Raw genomic sequence first — 17,560 nt, 5'->3', positions numbered from 1 at the left:
AAGTGGAAAGAGAGCGAATCTTTTTCTCCGCATCACGCCGCAGACGCCCGTTGCGTGTTCTGCGTGGATTACTTCCCTTGATCGGCACGGGCGTACTGGCCGGCGGAGCCGTTCAGCTCGGTTTTGTGACCGGCGTACGGGTCGACGGTCACGGCGGTGAGGTCGGCGCTGCTGTCGCTCTGATCGGCGTGACATGTTGCGTAGCGCTTCTCGCGTGGGGTTGGACCGGATTGTGTGCGTCCCCGAAGGCGCTCGCGGCGGCCATCTCGACCGGGGTCCTGGCGTTCCTCACCACGGCGCTGACCATCTCCTTTTTGGCCACGCCCTACGACGCGATCGTGTGCGGACACTCATCGGACTTCTGCGGACTGGGAGTGCTTCAGGTGGTTCCGACTGTCGGGGCGGTAGCGCCATGGACCGTCGCCGGTATCCCCGGTCTACTTCTCGTACTCACGGATCGGCGTGCACGACGCGTAACAAACGATCAGACGGTCAGCCCACCACCGCGGTGGAGTCGGTAGTCGTTCACTGAGAAGACAGCAGCAGATCGGTGATTGCTGCGGCGCTCATCGGACGTCCGAGCAGGAATCCCTGAGCTACGTCGCATCCTGTTGCGGCGAGTGCTTCGAGTTGTTCTTCGGTTTCGACGCCTTCGCCGACGACTGTGACGTCGAACGCGCGGGCGAGTGCAACGATCGCCGAGATTATTGCCCTGGCGCGGACGGCGGGCAACCGGGCCACGTATGACTTGTCGATCTTGAAGCTCTCGAACATCGGGTACCGGTCCAGATACGACATGGAACTGTGCCCTTTACCCATATCGTCGAGGAGCAAGGACACACCCATTGCGTGCAGCGCAGCAACGGTATTCGCCACTCGTTCGGTGTCTGCGACCCATACTGTTTCGGTCACTTCCAGACCCAATGCGTTCGGTGGTAGGCCGGTGTCAGCCAGAACAGTGGCGACCTGCGTCGGAAACTCGTGGTCGCGCAGTTGAAGCGCACTGACGTTGACGCGCACCACGACGTCGGAGAATGCGCGCCACCGCACTGCGTCGCTGCACGCGACGCGGAGCGCCCACGCGCCCAATGGTGTTGCGAGACCTGTTCTCTCGGCGACTGCGACGAATTCGGTCGGCTCGACAGGCCCTAGATCGTGATGATTCCAGCGGGCGAGCGCCTCGACTGCAACGACCTCACGCGTCGAGATGTCCACCAGAGGTTGGTATGCCATGGTGAGTTCGTTCGAGCTCAATGCCGCGCGCAGGTCGACCGACAGCGATCTGATCCGGTCGGCGTCGTACAGGTCTCCCGGGTCGAAAACTGCATGGCCACCGGTTCCGCTGTCCTTGGCGCGGTACATTGCCAGATCTGCCCGGTGAATCAGCTCATGCCTTGTCGAATTCGAGTCGGAGACAGCGACACCGATGCTGGCACTGAGGGGGATGGGGACGTCCTCGGCAGCGAATGGTTTCGCGATGGTGCGGGCGATGTGTCGCGCGATCTCCTCCGCTCGTTCCACAGTGCGCACCCCTTCGCAGATGATCAGGAATTCGTCCCCGCCGAGACGAGCAATGGTGTCGGTCGCGCTCGTTGCGGACACCAGTCGCTCCACGAATTTCACCAGCGCCCTGTCTCCGGCGTCGTGGCCAAGGCTGTCGTTGATGATTTTGAAGTCGTCGATATCCAGCAGAAGGAGGGCCAAAGTATCGGACTGAAAGCGTGCCCGAGCCAGAGCGGTGTCGAGGACGTCGTAGGCGAAAGTGCGATTGGGCAACCCGGTGAGTGCGTCGTGGGTGCTGCGCCGTCGGAGTTGGCTTTCCAGTTCCATTCGTCGAAGTGCCGCGGAGACGATACCCGCGACGGAGCTGAGGAACGAGACTTCCTGTTCGCGATACAGCCGTGCTTCCACACTGTGGATCGAGAGGACTCCCCAGGCGTCTCCAACCGCAGTCATGATCGGTACTGCCACACCGCTGCGCAGTCCGAGCTCCGCCATCGTGTCTGTACGAAACCGGCTTTCGTCGCCGCGGTTGCTGCAAATCACTGGCTGTTCGTGAGCGAGTGCGTACCCGGTCATGGAGCCGTCGCCGGAAGGAACGTCCCGACGAATACCGAGCGAACCGCTCGCGGCATCCATGGTCAAGTAAGGATCGGTGGAATTCTCGAGGTGCGCGATGGCGGAATTTCCCACACCCATCAACGTGGCGGCAGTGGCGGTGGCTGCAGTCAACAGCTCCGACAGCTCGGCGACGACTGCGAACCGACTGAGGTCGGCCAGGGCTTTTTGCTCCTGTGCATGTCGGCTGGCGGTAACGGCATCGGCCGCCATCCGGGCATTACGTTGTTCGACGGTGTGCCGATGCCGGATGATCGAGGCGACGACGTCAGGTCGGCCGTCCGGGGTGTGAACGACGTATGCCGAGACCACGACCGGAATACCTGCACCGGTCCCGTGATGGCGTAGTTCGCAGTAGCCGTCCCACCTTCCCTCGGAACGCAGCGCCGTACCGATCTCCTCGGCGCGCTCACGGCCGTCCGCAGTGAGGAAATCCAAAGCCGGCAGTGTCGATGCCTCGGCCCAGTCGGACACGCCGATGAGTTCCAAGCCTGCTGGGTTGATGTGGAGAACTGTGCCCGTCAGGTCGGCGAGTGCGACGAAGTCCGGCGATCGCTCCAGAAATTGCCGAAGCGACATCACATCGTCGGCAGCATCGAACATCGGCCCTCCGATCTGCGTCGCTCGGTGTTCGAGCGGCTCGGGCCAATGTTATTCGGCCACCGAGTTCGATGGGTTCGAACACGAGCGGGCAGTAACCCAATTGTCAGAAGCACGCCGCCTTCGGACAGTCGACAATGGTTGCGGTCAGAGACATCTCCGCCACGGAGAACGCGAGCTTCGATGGGGCCGAAAAACAACTGGGCCAGCAATACATTTTCCGACTCGGACCCTCCCCGAGAATCACGTGCAGCGAGTCGGATGTCTTCACCAATTGTCTCGGCAATTCCGCAGAAATTCGGAACGTAGAGAATACCCGATGACCCGTCCGCACACAGCGCCGAAAAAATCGATTTCATTGCTAGCCTCGCCTTCATGGTCAGCGACGAGTGGCTGCTCGATTCCGATCCAGCGATTCGATGGCAGGTCCTGCGCGATCTGCACGACGCGCCGCCTGCTGATGTGGCGAGTGAGCGCAACCGAATTGTGTACGAAGGCTGGGGCGCTCGTTTGCTTGCTGCACGCGACCCCAACGGCCTGTGGGCCGGAGGTGCTTGCTTCCCATCGGGTTTCGACGGCGATTTCTCAGGAGGGCAGCCGTGGACTTCGACGCTTCATTCGTTGACGTTGCTGCGCGAGATGGGTGTCGACCCGTACGCAGGTGAAGTACGGACCGCCATCGAGGCGGTGCGCCGGAATTGCCGGTGGGAACACGCAGGCCAACGGTTCTTCGACGGTGAAGTCGAGCCCTGCATCAACGGGAGGACCGTCGCCGTGGGTGCATATTTCGGAGTCGACGTCGACGCTATCGTCACCGGACTGGTGAAAGATCAGCTCGCCGACGGCGGCTGGAACTGCGAGGCGGAGTACGGATCGACTCGCGGGTCTTTTCACTCGACTATCTGTGTGCTCGAAGGGTTGCTCGAGCACGAACGAGCCACGGGCGGCACTCCCGCGTCGAGTGCTGCACGCCACCGATGCGAGGAGTACCTTCTGGAACGCCGGCTGGCCAGGAGGGTGAGCACGGGGGAGCTCGTCGAACCGAACTGGTTGCTTTTCTCCTTTCCGACCTGGTGGCATTACGACCTGCTTCGTGGAGTCGACTACTTCCGAACCGCTGGATCTTTCGTCGACCCGAGATTGACGGCGGCAATCGAACACATCCGGTCGAGACAGTGTGACGACGGCACTTGGCTGCTGGACAGAACTCACGCCGGTGCGGCCCACTTTCCGATCGAGAATGGCGATGGGCGTCCGAATAGGTGGAATACCCTGCGCGCCCTGCGAATCATGAGATGGTCCGGAGTGGAGACATCGTGACAATCCGCGTGTGAGCCGGCGACCGAGCGAGCAGCGAAAACCTTTGTGCGGACATCGGTTCGGTGAACCGATGCCGAATTCGCCGAGCCTCAGGAATTCTCGAGCCAGAGGGTTCCCGGATCGGACCTGACTGGTTAGAATAGAGCGGTGTCGGGGATCGACCACAACCAGGTGGATCGAGCGGGTTCCGCAGGCGAACCGGCTTCGGTGTTATTGATCGCTGATCCCGGCAAACCCACTGCGCTCGCACACCGGGTGGCTGCGCACCTACCGCAACACTTACGAAGCAGAGACCACCGCGAGCGCAGATGGACGTCGCGAGTACGCAGTAAGCCGTACCTCTCTGGATAGCAAGCGGACTTGGCGGACGTTATCGACGCTGTCGATCCGTCTTCGGAAGACGCAGAAATCGTCGTGTACCTCACCGATCTGCCACGGCGAGAAGACACCATGCCGGTGGTGGCCGACGTCAGCGCCGAACGATTGTTCGCACTCATCTCCGTTGCAGCGGTGGGTGGTGTGCGTATCGAGGACCGCGTCCGCACGGTGACCGAACTGGCAATCGCCTGTGCCGTGGGTGAACCGGAACTAGCCCCACCCGGCGCACAATCGCGGTTTCCCAGCGAGAACATCGAGGGCGGAACACGCTTCTTCGCACCGTCGGGACTTCGACGGTTGCGGCTGTTGTCGGGGATGGTGCGGGCGAACCGGCCGTGGCGGCTCGTGACAGGGCTGTCGAAAGTGCTGGTCGGAGCGTTTGCCACCGGAGCGTTCGCGCTGGCTACCAGCACGATTTGGTTGTTCGCCGACACAATGGGCCCATGGCGAATGTGCGCGGCGACGATTCTCTCCATTGCGGCGATGGTTCTGTGGCTGATTCTCGATCACGAATTGTGGGAGCGGCCGAAATCACCCGAAGAGCGAGACAGATCTGTGCTGTACAACGCAGCGACAGCCGTGACGTTGGTGATCGGCGTTGTCGTCCTCCACATAGCCCTGTTCTGCATGCTGCTGGGGACCGCGTGTCTCACACTTCCTCCGGGACTGCTGTCCAGCACCCTCGGACACGCGGTCGGCTTTTCCGATTACCTCAGTCTCGCTTGGCTACTCGCGTCCATTGCGACCATCGGTGGGGCGCTCGGTTCGGGCCTCGAAGACGATCGCGCAGTCACCGAAGCCGCATACGGTGTGCGGCAGAGGCAACGGATCGAAGAGACGCAGGCACGCTCGAACGACCCGGAATGACACTGCGACCGATAGAATCGTGGCCCTCTTCGGCGGCGGCACGGATTTCGTCGGCCGCCCACCGAGGACTGCCCGGGTTCGCAACGCGCACAGTCTTTTCGATACCGGGCGAAAGCATCAATGGCACCCAAGATGGTTCGGGTGGTGCGCGTCGGGTTGCTCCATGGGATGAAGCGGTCACGGTTGCTCCGGTACCGATGGTCCGTAGTTTCGGTCTACCCTGTGGTCGGGCCGTGACTGGCGCTGGGGATGGATCACCATCGGGAAGCGGCCTCGTCTGTTGACGTCTGCCGCGCGCCTGGGCTCCCACCGAGCCGAGGAGAACCATGAGCCACACCCCACCGCGTGATATCGCCGATTCTGATGCACGTAAGACGGGTGGACTGGCGCCACCGATCACGGCAGGCGTGGTCTCGGCCTTGGTCGGGTTCACCAGTTCGTTCGTTGTAGTCCTGAGCGGCCTGACAGCGGTAGGAGCAAACTACGAGCAGGCCGCCAGCGGCCTGCTCGCTGTCAGCGTCGTCATGGGTCTGGCCTGCATCGTCCTTTCCTGGCAGACTCGGCTGCCGATCACCGCCGCCTGGTCCACCCCCGGCGCGGCCCTGCTCGCGACCACCGGCACCGTCGATGGCGGTTGGCCCGCCGCGGTGGGGGCGTTCCTTGTCACGGGGGTGCTGATCGTCCTCACCGGTTTGGTACCCCAGCTCGCGGCGCTGGTCACCCGCATACACACCTCGCTTGCCCAAGCCATGCTCGCCGGGGTCCTCCTGCAGCTCTGTCTCGGCCCGGTCACCGGGTTGGCTGTGAACCCGATCGCTGTCGCCCCCGTTGTCCTGACTTGGCTTGTTGCACTTCGGTTCTCGCCCCGTTGGGCCGCGCCCCTCGCCTTTCTTGCCGCCGCAGTCGTCATCGGGATCGCGGTGGCGGCCGGCGAAACCACGGTCGGCCCGGCGGACCTCGTACCTCGGGTCCATTTGACTTCGCCGACGTTCACCGTCGCGGGTGTCGTCGGGATCGCACTTCCGCTGTACCTCGTGACCATGGCTTCTCAGAACGTCCCGGGTGTAGCGGTCATGGCCGGTCTCGGCTACCAGGTTCCGTGGCGGCGATCGATGGTTGTGACCGGCGCAGGCACCCTGCTCGGTGCGACCGCCGGCGGGCATGCGATCAACCTGGCGGCAATCAGCGCCGCCCTGGCTGCCGGGCCGGACGCGGGTGTGGATCGCACTCGCCGATGGATTGCAAGTCTGACTGCGGGAATCGTCCTGATGTTGCTCGGCGTGGCGTCGGCGTCGTTCGGCACACTCGTTGCACTTGCCCCCGTCGGTGTCATTGCCGCGGTCGCCGGACTCGCCCTACTCGGGACACTCGCCGCGTCGTTGACCGCCGCGTTCGCTGATCCGGTAGAGCGAATCCCCGTCGTCATCACTTTTGTGACCGCCGCGTCCGGCACGGTCATCGTCGGTGTCAGCGCTGCCTTCTGGGCGCTCCTGGCCGGGCTGGCTGCACGCTTGCTGCTGGGCAAGCCACGGTCCGCCGCTTGACGTCCTCGGTAACAGCGTGAGTCGACGGGGCACCGGGGCGAGTGTCGGTCATGAACACCGGTGTGCCGATCCGGTATTGACCTTCCCCCTGGGGGAGGCATCACCGTGGTGTCATGACCACAGAATGGGATGCACTCCCGGACAACGTGAAGAAGTTCATGACCGCCCTCGACGCCCGACAAGGCGCTCGAGTGATCACCGTGTTCACCGCAGATGCCGTCGTGACCGACGAGGGCCACGACCACTCGGGCCGCGAGGAGATCGAGGCCTGGCTGACCGCCTCGGTCAATGAGAGTGCGTACACCTACACAACGGAGTTCGCGGGAGCGACCGCGTCCGGCACGACCGTCGACGTCACGCAGCACCTGGAAGGCAATTTTCCCGGGGGAGTCGTCGACCTGCACTACCGTTTCACTCTGGACGGCGCGCTGATCAACCGGTTGGTGATCGAGCCATGAGCAAGCGATGGTTCATCACCGGTGGCACCCCAGGCGGCTTCGGCATGGCGTACGCCGAGGTGGCTTTGGGCGCGGGGGAGCGCGTGGTACTCACGGCGCGGCGTCCAGGTGAACTGGCGTCGTGGGCCGATCGGTACGGCGACCGCGTTCTCGTCGTGCCTGTGGATGTCACGGACGCGGCACAGGTACTGCAGGCGGTACGAACGGCCGAAGAGCATTTCGGCGGTATCGACGTGCTGGTCAACAACGCCGGTCGCGGCTGGTACGGATCGATCGAGGGAATGGACGAAGCCTCGATCCGGGCAATGTTCGAGCTGAATTTCTTTGCAGTACTGTCCGTTACGCGAGCCGTGCTACCAGGAATGCGCACCCGCAGAAGTGGGTGGATCGTCAACGTATCCTCAGTGGCCGGACTTCTGGCGGCGGCCGGATTCGGCTACTACAGCGCTACGAAATACGCGATCGAAGCCGTCACCGACGCTCTGCGCCAAGAGGTTGCCGAGCACGGCATCTCCGTGTTGGCGGTCGAACCAGGGGCTTTCCGCACCAACGCCTACGCGGGATTCGCCGACGAGCCTGTCGCGGAAGCGATTCCGGATTACCACGACATGCTGGAACAGGTTCGTGCCGATTTCGTCGACATGAACGGGGTGCAGCCGGGCGATCCGCACCGTGGTGCGCGTGCGGTGATCGAAGCGATGGCTCAGGACGCGCCGCCACGCCGGCTGATCCTGGGCAACAGCGGGTACGACGCCGTGATCGGTGCGCTGGAACAAAACTTGGGCGACATCCGGTCGAACGAAAGGCTGTCTCGGAGCGCGGATTTTCCGGAGTAACCGAGTTGGTGGAGCTCGCTGATTCTGCTGCGGCTGCACGAGGGGACCGGTGAGACCCAGCGGTTGATCGTCGCAGGCGGACTGATGAGAGCCGAACAGAAGCGCAATTCGTGAAACATGCCAGGCGTAGGCTCCTGGCATGTCGTTCAGAATCCTTCGCTCCGACCACGTCGGCTTCGCTGTCGGTTCCCTCGATGACGCCCTTCGATTCTGGATCGATGGTCTCGGCGCGGTCCTCGAACGCACCGGTGAGATGGGTGGAGAGTTTCTGGGAGAGGTCACCGGAGCGCACGGGGCCACAGTCCGGATGGCGGTGGTATCCGTTGCGGGTCAGACGATCGAACTGCTGGAATATCGCAACGTCCAGGGAGAGCAGGGATCCTCTCGACCACACGATCCTGGTTTCGCGCATCTTGCCTTCGAGGTCGACAACATCGACGCGGTCCTGACGCGAATCGCGGACTTCGGGTGGACGGCGCAGGGAACTCCTCAACCTATTGCCGGCGGGGCAAAGGTGGGCACCCGCGTGATGTACGCGGTGGGTCCACACGGAGAGACGATCGAATTCATGGAGCCGCCGCAGTGACAACCGATACCCAGGTCGATCGAACGTTCAGAACATTACCTGACATAATGTTGATTATCGGCAAACTGTCGACCTGCAGTTCGCTGGGATCGACTGTAGTTCGCTGCATTCCAACAACTTTGCTCGACGCAGTCGATTCGGCTGAAGCTCTTCGTTGTCCGAAGTCTGCGTCGACGCGACGCGTCCCGGTGGTATCGAAATGCCTGCGGGAAATGTGACGGGCTTCCGGTCGACAGCTATCGCAGCCGGCCCGCTGACTGCCCGCTGTCATGGGATCGGCGCACTGCGGACCGGACGACACCCTCTCCTTCTCTGCTCTTTCCTCACCGTTGTTTCGTCACTGTGACGAAACAACGGTGAGGAAAGCCAGTCTGGATATCCACTGCCGCGTCGGCCGATTGTGCTGGCTACCGTAGACGAACTCTGGTTAGAGTTCGTTCGATGGACGCCTTTCTCGAGACATCCCGTCGCCGGAACTTCCGCCGCCGAGTTGCTGCAGCCGTACTGATGGCCCTCATTGCATCGTTCGGCCTCGTTGGCTGCTCCGACGATCCGTCCGGCGGAGACGCCGGCTTCGAGGGTTTGACCTCGGGTCAGCGTGTCTACGACCGAACGGGTTTTTCCCTGAATCCGGCGCAGACCGCGGACATGCAACGTCAGTTGGAGAACTTGAAGTCCGACACCGGTGCGGACGTGATCGCGTACGTGCGTGAGCTCGACGCGGACCCCGACGACACGTTGGATCAAGTAGAAGACCTGCAGCAGAGATGGGTGTCCCTGACGGGCGTCGACCAGGACACTGCAGGCGCAATATTGATCAACCGGGAGCCTGGAAAGATCGACGAGGCTCGCGCGGGCATCTTCGTCGGCTCCACGTACGACGACGGTAACGTTCCGCGGGACGAACAAGAGGCCATCATCGAGGACGCACTGATTCCGCCGCTGCGAGATGGTGACGTCGCAGGAAGCCTGACCGCGGGCATAGATCGCCTGGCGTCCGACATTCGCAACGGTCCGCCGGTGACTGCCTTGGACAGATTCGCCGACGGTCCGGGCTCGACCTGGCTGCCGTGGGCCGGTTCGGTGATCGCGCTTCTCGGGCTGCTTCTGGTGGGAACGGTGTTTCGGGGCCGAGCGAAACCGACTGTCTCCCAAGAATATCCGACGACGGTTCGACCGGACCAGACCACTGATGCAGCGTACGCGACCGCCCTGGTGCACCGCAGCGCGCAGCCCAGCGGCGTACCGGGGACCGTACTGGCGCTTGCCACCGCCGATGCGCTCACCTTCGAGCAGGACAAGAAGCCGGGAAAGGTCGACAAAGGGACAGTCAAGATCAGGCTTGTCGACCGAACCCGTGCCCGCGGCGAGGTTCAACAGGCGGTCTGGTCGATGCTCGCCGAACGAGCCGAGGACGATGTCGTATCCGGCGACGAGTTGAAGAAGATCGCTCGAGGCCCCGGTGCAACCAAAGAACTCGTGGAGAAAACACTGCGGGCCAGCGGATTCGTTGCCGACGGCTCAGGTCGACGCCGGACAGCGTTGGCCGGTCTGGGCGTACTCGGCGGCGCTCTCGCGATCGGAGGAATTGCCGTGGCGACGTCGGGTGCACCGACGATGTGGCTCGCGGTGGTGTTGTCGGGCCTTCTCTTCGTTGCCGGACTGGGGACGGCGATCGCCTACTCACGCTTCTCGGTCGCGGGCCTGGACGCCTCTCGCCCCTGGGAGGCGTACCGCGACGGACTGAAGCAGGCCGCCAAGGACAACGACGAGTCGGTCGATCTGAACGTAGCTCTGCCGGACATCGTTGCGTTCGGCTTGGCCCCGTTCTTTCGGAAACGACTAGAGGCCGCCACCGACCCCGGGAGTGACTCGCCGCTACGAGCCTTCACATCACCCGCGGATGCCGACTATGCGGCGGGTGTCCCGGTGGTCCTCCCCTGGTCTGCGTTCTCCGGTGTGTTCGTCTCCAGCAGTAGCGGATCCGTTGCGTCCGGTGGAGGTGCAGGTGGAGGAGGCGGAGCGGCGGGCAGTACCTGACGACTCCCCCATTCGTTTCCGGCGAGCGCCTCCATCACTCGCACCGCCGACCTATCCGGTGTTGTCCGGTGTACGCGGCTCGTCGGTCTCGGAGTCGGTGCGATCATCGATGTATTCCGGGGTCGAATGCCCCACTTGGTCGGCCAGTTCCAATCCCGCGCCGGCGTAGACGTTGAAGGCGATATCGACGCCCTGGTCTTTTGCCCACTGCACCTCGTCGTCGTACCGTGCGACCGCAGCCACTGTTCCGCCGAAGCCGGACTCGCGCAGGCACGCCAGTGCCGTGACGTTCGCACCGTGCCGCGGCATGGCGAGTACCGCGATCCGGACGGAATCCGATCTGCGTAGTCGGTGCCAGAAGTCGAGGTCGGTGGCATCGCCCTCGATGACACGCAGTCCCTGCTCGGCCAGTCGACGGATGCGCGGGCCGTCGTAGTCGACTCCGACCACGTCCAATCGGTAGTGCTCGTTCAGTCGCTGGTAGGCCGCGAACCCCACACGCCCCATGCCGATTACGACGACTTCGGCGTCGCCGGCATCACCGGGGCGTTCCTCGGGGTGGAGGCTCTGCTCGTCCTGGACGGGCAGCCGGCTCGCCATCTTCTCGACCATCAGGTGGCCGCGGCCGTTGACCAGCGCGGACACCACAAAACTCAGAGCCACCGCGATCGACATTTCGACCGGCCACGTGGGTTCCAGCAGCCCGGTCGTCACTCCGACGGAGACGACGATCAGACCGAACTCCGAGTAGTTCATCAGACTCAGTCCTGCGAGCAGGGCCGTTCGATACCGAAGTTTCATCGCGGCGAACAGCGCTACATAGAGCACGGATTTGAGCGGCAGAACGAGCATCATCAGCAGAGCGACAACGAGACTGGGCACATCGGGTAGTCCGGACAGGCCTATCGAGACGAAGAAGCCCACCAACAGAAGCTCCTTGAGGTGGAACAGAGACCGTGCGAGTTCGGACGACGCGGAATGCGAAGCCAACAGGACACCGATGATCAAGGCACCGAGGTCACCTTTGAGGCCCAGCGTGGAGAACAGTGCGTACCCCGGAACCAGAGCCATCACGATGCCGAACAACGACTGCATCTCGCCGTGCCCCAGCCCGCTCCAGATTCTCCGAAGAATTCGCGTGAGCGGCCACAGCAGGACGAGGGTGAAGGCCCATGGGCTGGGCAGAGTGCCGCTGGTGACCGTCAGGAAGACGACGGCAACGATGTCCTGCATGACGAGGACGCCGATGGCGACGCGGCCGTAGAGCGCATGCGACTCCCCCCGCTCCTCGAGTACCTTGACGACGAACACGGTGCTCGAGAACGACATGGCGAAGGCCAGGAGTGCGATGGTCGTCAGGCTTTGCCCGGACAGCATGGCCAGGCCGGCCACTGCGGCCAACCACAACACCGTGGTTCCGAGCGCGACGCTGATCGCGAGATGGACCGACGTGGTGAGCCAGACCTCTCGGCGCAACAGAATGCGGAGATCGAGCTTGAGGCCGATGGCGAACAACAGCAGCGTGACCCCCAAGTCGGCGAGCAGGTCCAGCTGCGGCACCTCACCGACATCGAGAGCGTTGATGACGAACCCAGCCGCCAGAAAGCCGACCAACGGAGGAAGTCGCACCGCCATCGCGAGTCCGCCGAGGCCGAATGCGATGACGAGATAAATCGCGGCAACAGTCATGCTCGGTCTCCTCGGTCACGGATCGATCGGTCCGCTGACGCGTCGACGACGTCTGTGCACCCAGCCGGAACGAGCAAAGTAACCCGCGGAGTAGGAAATTGCAGGACAGATGGAATCCAGGGACGACAACGGCGACCGACGACGTCGAAGCGTCGTCGGCCGCCGCGGACCTCATCCGGTCTCGATGCCCACGTCGGAGCGGGTCAGAGCTCGAACTCGGCCGGGTCGATTCCCACTGCGAAGCACGCGTTGCGAACGGCGGCCTTTTCGTGGTTGTCGAAATGCCCGTCGGCACCGCCGATGATGATGCCGATCTGGATGACGGCACGGGCCTGGTCCGGCTTGGACTTCAACTTGCCGATCGTCGCGGTGGCCTCGACCTTTCCGAAGTCGAAGTCACCCTGCAGCTTGTCGCAGTACCAGTCGAACTTCTGGCGGAGCTCATCGGACTCGAAGACGCGGAGAGCTTCGTTTCCGGCGATCAGCGCTGCCGTCTTCTGCCGCTCGGCCGGATCGATCGTGCCGTCCGCGGCGGCGATGAGAGCGCACATCGCCATGCTGCCGTTGGCGAACTCCTTGTTCTTGAACTGGCTGGTCTTGGTTTGCAGCTGCCCGTTCAATTCCTGTGCTTTGGACTTGAGTTGATCCCAGAACGCCATGGAGCTCCTCTGTGTGTCTTTGCGTCCGCGCAAGACGCGCGTGCGTCGCCCATTGTCCACGGAGTCGGTGAACAACGACGGGAGCGATGTCGTCGACCGTCGCGCCGCACGAAGGACGACCAGCGAGGAGCCCCGAAAATACTCAGCGCAGCCGCTCGGCATCGTGTGCTTTCGCCACGAGCTCGATACACAGGCGCTGCAGTTCGTCGGCGGCGGCACCTTCTGCCACTGCGGTGCTGACGTCCTCGGCCGCGCAGCGCAGTTCGAATGCGCGATCCGCAACGGCCGATGCCTCCTCGGCGGTCAGCACGACGGCGTCGACGGGAATGGACGTCCCCTTGACGGCACTGCGCTGCTCGTACGCACGTTGTCTGCACGATTGTCGGCAGTACCGTCGTTTGCGGCCGGTGCCGACATCGTCGATGGGACGTCCGCACCACTCGCACGTCTGGTTGCGACGGGTTTTCACGGACATGGTCGCTCAGCCTACTTTGCCGGCGAGGTAAGATCCCTTGATCTGCTCGGGCGAGCCGGGAACGAACGGACGCACGACGACGTTGTAGATCAGTGGGTGGACGACGAAGCTCGGCCGCGCCGAAACCGGCCGGTGGACTCGGCGCACATACCTACTATCGATGGAGAGGACTTCACTATGGCAGATCGTGTACTTCGAGGTAGTCGACTGGGAGCCGTCAGCTACGAGACCGATCGTGATCACGACCTGGCACCCCGCCGCGTGGCTCGCTATCGCTGCGACAACGGTGAGGAATTCGACGTCCCGTTCGCCGACGACGCCGAGATTCCCGGTACGTGGGCGTGCCGTAACGGACTCGAGGGTTCTCTGATCGAGGGCACCGCGCCCGAGGCGAAGAAGGTCAAGCCTCCCCGTACCCACTGGGACATGCTCCTCGAGCGCCGTTCGGTGGATGAACTGGAAGAGTTGCTGAAGGAGCGCCTCGATCTGCTGAAGGTCAAGCGACGCGGAGCCTGATCCCCTGACCGATGCACCGCCCGATTGGAAACAATCCGGCGGTGCATTTTTTCGATGGGTTGGAAACTCGGAGATTTTTTTCGGCTGACTTATGTGATTATTGTCGTTCAGCGCCCGTTTTCTTCGAGTTTGAGTGGCGCGAAAACGGCTCGAGATGACACCATCGAACATCGCATGTAGTCGGTTACCGAGTCTGTGATGATCGCGGTAACAAATGTCGGCTGCGACCGATAATCATCAGCACCGTAGTCGTCGAAAACAGGGGGCATCAACTCGTGAGCCAGGGTTCCGATCAGTGTCTGCACGACGATCCGCGGACGGCGGCGTCCGACTCGGAATCGGACGGACGCGTTGCGGTCGGCGAACAGAAGTTGGCGGAATTGCGCCGCGAATTGGACGGTATCGACGAGGTCTTGCGCGCAGCCGTACGCGACCGAATCGATGTGTGTGTACGGGTGGCCCACGTCAAACGCGAATTCGGTATTCCCATGATGCAGCCGGGCCGGGTGGGCGTGGTGACCGAACGGGCTCGTGAGTTCGCGTCCGCGAACGGATTGTCGCCCGACTTTCTCGAAGAGTTGTACAAGTCGATGATTGCCGAGGCGTGTCGCGTCGAGGATCTCATCATCGATTCTCCGGGGCCAGAATCTGGCCTCGAGGGCGAACGATAGAGGTACGTCGATGACGATCAGAACCCTCCTTGTGGACAATTACGACTCGTTCACCTACAACCTGTACAGCCTCCTCGCCGAGGTCAACGGCCGACCACCGACCGTGGTCAAGAACGACGTCGCGTGGTCTTCCCTCGACTTCGCCGCGTTCGACAACGTCGTGATCTCGCCCGGTCCCGGCCGCCCGGACGTCGAGCAGGACTTCGGTATCAGTGGTCGAGTGATAAGCGAATCCGGTCTCCCGATTCTGGGTGTCTGCCTCGGCCATCAGGGGATGTGCCACCTCTTCGGGGGCGAGGTCGATCTGGCCCCCGCACCGATGCACGGCCGCATCACCGACATCACGCACACCGGGGTGGATCTGTTCGAGGGGATTCCTTCGCCGTATTCCGTGGTGCGCTACCACTCTCTGGTCGTCACCCGGACCCCCGCCGACTTCGAGGAAGTAGCCTGGACCCCGGACGGTCTGGTGATGGCGGTTCGTCATCACAGCAAGCCGTTGTGGGGAGTGCAGTTCCACCCCGAGTCGATCAGCACCGAATACGGGCGTGAGCTACTGGCGAATTTCCGCGATCTGACGCTTGCGCGTTCAAGCGCAGCGAACGCAGCGGGGACCCACGATTCGATGTTCACCATCGAAACCCGCACTATCGACAGCGATTTCGACTCCGAGCGCGTGTTCCAGACGCTGTTCGCGCACGACACCAAGAGTTTCTGGCTGGACGGAAGCGCCGCACTCGAGCCCGAGTGCCGATTCACCGTCATGGGCGATTGCTCCGGGCGGCACGCCGAATACGTGACGTACTCGGTAGCCGAGACGATGGTGACCGTCGAGGGCTCCGACGGCACGAGAGAACACATCCACTCGACGTTCTTCGACTACATCGACGCCCAACTACGTCGCCGAGCTACTCCCCCGCGGCACGATCTTCCCTTTGCATTTGGACTGGGCTACGTCGGCTACCTCGGGTACGAACTCAAGGCCGATACGGGCGGGCAGCTGGTGCACACCTCGGCGACCCCCGACGCCTCGATGGTGTTCTCCGATCGGGCGTTGGTGTTCGACCACGAGGCCGGCACCCTGTACTTGATGGGGTTGGCCGATACCCCCGGGGATCCGGTCCTCGCGCAGTGGTTCGACTCGGTCACCGCAACGCTGAGTGGACTGTCCGAGAAGGCGCAGACCGTGAGCGCGCCCAGTGGGATACCTGCGTCCGGTGCTCCGTTGCTCGGCGCAGAGCTGTCCCTGGAGCCACGGCTCAGGCACGATCGCACGCATTACCTCGACCTCATCTCTCAGTGCCTCGCCGAAATCCGTTCCGGTGAAACCTACGAGGTCTGCCTGACGAACACTGCCACCGTGGCCGGTTCCATCGACCCCGCGGCGACGTACTCCTACATGCGGGAAATCAATCCCACCCCGTACAGTGCCTTCTTGAATTTTCCCGACGTCTCGGTCCTGAGCGCCTCCCCCGAGCGATTCCTGCGTATCGACGCCGACCGCATCGTGGAGTCCAAGCCCATCAAGGGAACTCGGCCGCGCGGGGCCACCCTCGAAGAGGACAACGCACTCAAGGCCGACCTCGTCGCGAACGAGAAGGACAAGGCCGAGAATCTGATGATCGTCGATTTGGTGCGCAACGACCTGGCTCAGGTGTGCGTTCCTGGTTCGGTACACGTGCCGAAGCTGTTCGACGTCGAAACCTATGCTCCCGTGCACCAATTGGTCTCCACGGTTCGTGGCCGGCTGCGTGACGACGCGTCGGCTGCCGACTGCATCAGGGCGGCGTTCCCCGGCGGCTCGATGACCGGCGCTCCGAAGATTCGCACGATGGCAATCATCGACAAGCTCGAAGATGGGCCGCGCGGAGTGTATTCCGGTGCCATCGGCTACTTCTCGATCACGGGTACGGCAGATTTCTCGATCGTCATTCGCACGATCGTGGCGACCGAGCACGAGGTCACGTACGGCGTCGGAGGCGCGATCGTCGCGCTCTCGGACCCCGACGAGGAGTTCGAGGAGACGATGGTCAAAGCGGTGTCGATGCGTCGAGCCCTCACTGGCCGGACAGCGAACAGCGGGTAGAGCGCACGCGCTCTACCCGCTGTTCCACATCCCTCGGCCAGTGGCCGTCGTGCTCTACGCAGTGGTGAAGTACTCGAACACCGCAGGCTGAGCTTCGGGGTTGGCGTTGTTGATTCCGATGACCGTGCCGGCGACCGTACCGATCACGGTTCCGATGATGCAGCCCGAGATGAAGTTCGGGAAGATCGAGACGCAGCCGATGGCGAAGCCGAGGCCTGCACCGATGGCCGTGCCGACGCCGCCGCCGTTGTTCCAACCGATGGCGAGCTGGTTGACCATGTTGTCGAAGGCCTGCTGCTTGGTCTTCGCGCCTGCGACCTCAGCGACAGGAACGGTCTGCGGGGTGAGAGTGAGTTCCCGACCTTCGGCACCGATCAGGGGCGCAATGGAGTAGACGGTTCCATTGATGGAGTACTCCAGCGGGATCGACGCCACCGTGGAGCCGGCCTGGTCGACGATCGATACCGTCTCGCTCGTCGCATCGACGCGGAAGAGACCGGCGTCGAGGATGGTCTTGACGGTTCCATCCGGGTTGACCGACGTCTGGTAGTTCATCGACTCCGACGTCGGATCCGCTACGGCCTGGCCTGCGCCGGTGGCTACGGCTGCGGTCAACGCCACCGCGACCGTTGCTGTTCTGATCAGTTTCACTGTGTCCCCTGGTAGTAGTGATTCGCATTCGACCACTCGAGTATCGAAAGCCGATGGTATTCGAGC

Annotated in this window: 15 protein-coding genes, 1 pseudogene and 1 riboswitch; of the genes and pseudogenes, 11 read left to right on the top strand and 5 right to left on the bottom strand. The window is 63.0% G+C overall.

The genetic code is table 11. The annotated features are described in order from the left end of the window. Positions 1 to 2: 2 nt before the first annotated feature. Positions 3 to 521 (top strand): hypothetical protein, encoded by a 519-nt coding sequence (locus CH281_RS14025; protein WP_143544807.1) that lies wholly within the window; start codon positions 3 to 5, stop codon positions 519 to 521. A 4-nt stretch (positions 522 to 525) separates the two neighbouring features. Here the strand turns inward: CH281_RS14025 and CH281_RS14020 are convergent, their stop codons facing one another. Next, positions 526 to 2,721 carry a sensor domain-containing protein gene (locus CH281_RS14020; RefSeq protein WP_032408248.1) on the bottom strand — a complete coding sequence of 732 codons (2,196 nt, stop codon included), beginning with the start codon at positions 2,719 to 2,721 and terminating at the stop codon, positions 526 to 528. 372 nt (positions 2,722 to 3,093) lie between these two features. Here CH281_RS14020 and CH281_RS14010 point away from each other — a divergent pair, with 372 nt between their 5' ends. The 7 genes and pseudogenes from CH281_RS14010 to CH281_RS13980 all read left to right on the top strand — a co-directional run bounded on the left by CH281_RS14010 (position 3,094) and on the right by CH281_RS13980 (position 10,747). Beyond that, complete coding sequence (locus CH281_RS14010) at positions 3,094 to 4,038, top strand: hypothetical protein (RefSeq protein ID WP_094694504.1); 945 nt, start codon at positions 3,094 to 3,096, stop codon at positions 4,036 to 4,038. A 147-nt stretch (positions 4,039 to 4,185) separates the two neighbouring features. Next, a pseudogene (locus CH281_RS14005) lies at positions 4,186 to 5,283 on the top strand (hypothetical protein). 223 nt (positions 5,284 to 5,506) lie between these two features. Then, positions 5,507 to 5,594, top strand: a riboswitch (ZMP/ZTP riboswitch). A gap of 15 nt (positions 5,595 to 5,609) precedes the next feature. Beyond that, positions 5,610 to 6,827, top strand: coding sequence for a benzoate/H(+) symporter BenE family transporter (locus CH281_RS14000; protein WP_094694502.1), 1,218 nt, complete (start codon positions 5,610 to 5,612; stop codon positions 6,825 to 6,827). Positions 6,828 to 6,940: 113 nt separating this feature from the next. Then, positions 6,941 to 7,285, top strand: a complete 345-nt coding sequence (locus tag CH281_RS13995; RefSeq protein ID WP_222059437.1) for a nuclear transport factor 2 family protein — start codon at positions 6,941 to 6,943, stop codon at positions 7,283 to 7,285. Further along, on the top strand, positions 7,282 to 8,121 hold the full coding sequence (locus tag CH281_RS13990) for an SDR family NAD(P)-dependent oxidoreductase (RefSeq protein WP_032366188.1): 840 nt from the start codon (positions 7,282 to 7,284) through the stop codon (positions 8,119 to 8,121). The genes CH281_RS13995 and CH281_RS13990 overlap by 4 nt, the downstream gene beginning before the upstream one ends. Before the next feature lie 139 nt (positions 8,122 to 8,260). Continuing rightward, the gene (locus CH281_RS13985; protein WP_027497124.1) at positions 8,261 to 8,707 is read left to right on the top strand and encodes a VOC family protein; all 447 of its coding nucleotides are present in this window, start codon (positions 8,261 to 8,263) and stop codon (positions 8,705 to 8,707) included. A gap of 441 nt (positions 8,708 to 9,148) precedes the next feature. Next, positions 9,149 to 10,747: a DUF2207 family protein gene (locus CH281_RS13980; protein ID WP_094694499.1), complete on the top strand. Its 1,599-nt coding sequence runs from the start codon at positions 9,149 to 9,151 to the stop codon at positions 10,745 to 10,747. 51 nt (positions 10,748 to 10,798) lie between these two features. Here CH281_RS13980 and CH281_RS13975 read toward each other — a convergent pair whose 3' ends face one another. The 3 genes from CH281_RS13975 to CH281_RS13965 form a co-directional block, all read right to left on the bottom strand. After that, positions 10,799 to 12,436, bottom strand: coding sequence for a cation:proton antiporter family protein (locus CH281_RS13975; RefSeq protein ID WP_094694497.1), 1,638 nt, complete (start codon positions 12,434 to 12,436; stop codon positions 10,799 to 10,801). A gap of 203 nt (positions 12,437 to 12,639) precedes the next feature. Then, positions 12,640 to 13,095 carry a tellurite resistance TerB family protein gene (locus tag CH281_RS13970; RefSeq protein ID WP_094694602.1) on the bottom strand — a complete coding sequence of 152 codons (456 nt, stop codon included), beginning with the start codon at positions 13,093 to 13,095 and terminating at the stop codon, positions 12,640 to 12,642. 142 nt (positions 13,096 to 13,237) lie between these two features. Beyond that, positions 13,238 to 13,570 (bottom strand): hypothetical protein, encoded by a 333-nt coding sequence (locus tag CH281_RS13965; protein WP_027497121.1) that lies wholly within the window; start codon positions 13,568 to 13,570, stop codon positions 13,238 to 13,240. Between the two features lie 177 nt (positions 13,571 to 13,747). Between CH281_RS13965 and CH281_RS13960 the strand changes: the two genes are divergently transcribed. The 3 genes from CH281_RS13960 to pabB all read left to right on the top strand — a co-directional run bounded on the left by CH281_RS13960 (position 13,748) and on the right by pabB (position 16,843). Further along, complete coding sequence (locus CH281_RS13960) at positions 13,748 to 14,086, top strand: RNA polymerase-binding protein RbpA (RefSeq protein ID WP_027497120.1); 339 nt, start codon at positions 13,748 to 13,750, stop codon at positions 14,084 to 14,086. 275 nt (positions 14,087 to 14,361) lie between these two features. Further along, a complete protein-coding gene (locus CH281_RS13955; protein ID WP_094622167.1) occupies positions 14,362 to 14,757 on the top strand; it encodes a chorismate mutase family protein in 396 nt (131 codons plus the stop codon). A gap of 10 nt (positions 14,758 to 14,767) precedes the next feature. Beyond that, the gene (pabB, locus tag CH281_RS13950; protein ID WP_094694495.1) at positions 14,768 to 16,843 is read left to right on the top strand and encodes an aminodeoxychorismate synthase component I; all 2,076 of its coding nucleotides are present in this window, start codon (positions 14,768 to 14,770) and stop codon (positions 16,841 to 16,843) included. Between the two features lie 54 nt (positions 16,844 to 16,897). On the opposite strand, the gene CH281_RS13945 is transcribed toward pabB, so the two are convergent. Next, a complete protein-coding gene (locus tag CH281_RS13945) occupies positions 16,898 to 17,494 on the bottom strand; it encodes a hypothetical protein (RefSeq protein WP_032365824.1) in 597 nt (198 codons plus the stop codon). Positions 17,495 to 17,560 lie beyond the last annotated feature (66 nt).

This window comes from Rhodococcus sp. 06-221-2 (assembly GCF_002258365.1).
In the GTDB taxonomy this organism is placed as follows: domain Bacteria; phylum Actinomycetota; class Actinomycetes; order Mycobacteriales; family Mycobacteriaceae; genus Rhodococcoides; species Rhodococcoides fascians.
Note: the sequence above shows the minus strand (reverse complement) of the source record. Positions and strands in the feature narration are given on the sequence as shown.

Bases quoted from the DNA above. Each gene is read 5' to 3' on its own strand.
- CH281_RS14020 (WP_032408248.1), bottom strand. From the start codon at position 2,721: ATGTTCGATGCTGCCGACGATGTGATGTCGCTTCGGCAATTTCTGGAG.
- CH281_RS14010 (WP_094694504.1), top strand. From the start codon at position 3,094: ATGGTCAGCGACGAGTGGCTGCTCGATTCCGATCCAGCGATTCGATGG.
- CH281_RS14000 (WP_094694502.1), top strand. From the start codon at position 5,610: ATGAGCCACACCCCACCGCGTGATATCGCCGATTCTGATGCACGTAAG.
- CH281_RS13995 (WP_222059437.1), top strand. From the start codon at position 6,941: ATGACCACAGAATGGGATGCACTCCCGGACAACGTGAAGAAGTTCATG.
- CH281_RS13990 (WP_032366188.1), top strand. From the start codon at position 7,282: ATGAGCAAGCGATGGTTCATCACCGGTGGCACCCCAGGCGGCTTCGGC.
- CH281_RS13985 (WP_027497124.1), top strand. From the start codon at position 8,261: ATGTCGTTCAGAATCCTTCGCTCCGACCACGTCGGCTTCGCTGTCGGT.
- CH281_RS13980 (WP_094694499.1), top strand. From the start codon at position 9,149: ATGGACGCCTTTCTCGAGACATCCCGTCGCCGGAACTTCCGCCGCCGA.
- CH281_RS13975 (WP_094694497.1), bottom strand. From the start codon at position 12,436: ATGACTGTTGCCGCGATTTATCTCGTCATCGCATTCGGCCTCGGCGGA.
- CH281_RS13970 (WP_094694602.1), bottom strand. From the start codon at position 13,095: ATGGCGTTCTGGGATCAACTCAAGTCCAAAGCACAGGAATTGAACGGG.
- CH281_RS13965 (WP_027497121.1), bottom strand. From the start codon at position 13,570: ATGTCCGTGAAAACCCGTCGCAACCAGACGTGCGAGTGGTGCGGACGT.
- CH281_RS13960 (WP_027497120.1), top strand. From the start codon at position 13,748: ATGGCAGATCGTGTACTTCGAGGTAGTCGACTGGGAGCCGTCAGCTAC.
- pabB (WP_094694495.1), top strand. From the start codon at position 14,768: ATGACGATCAGAACCCTCCTTGTGGACAATTACGACTCGTTCACCTAC.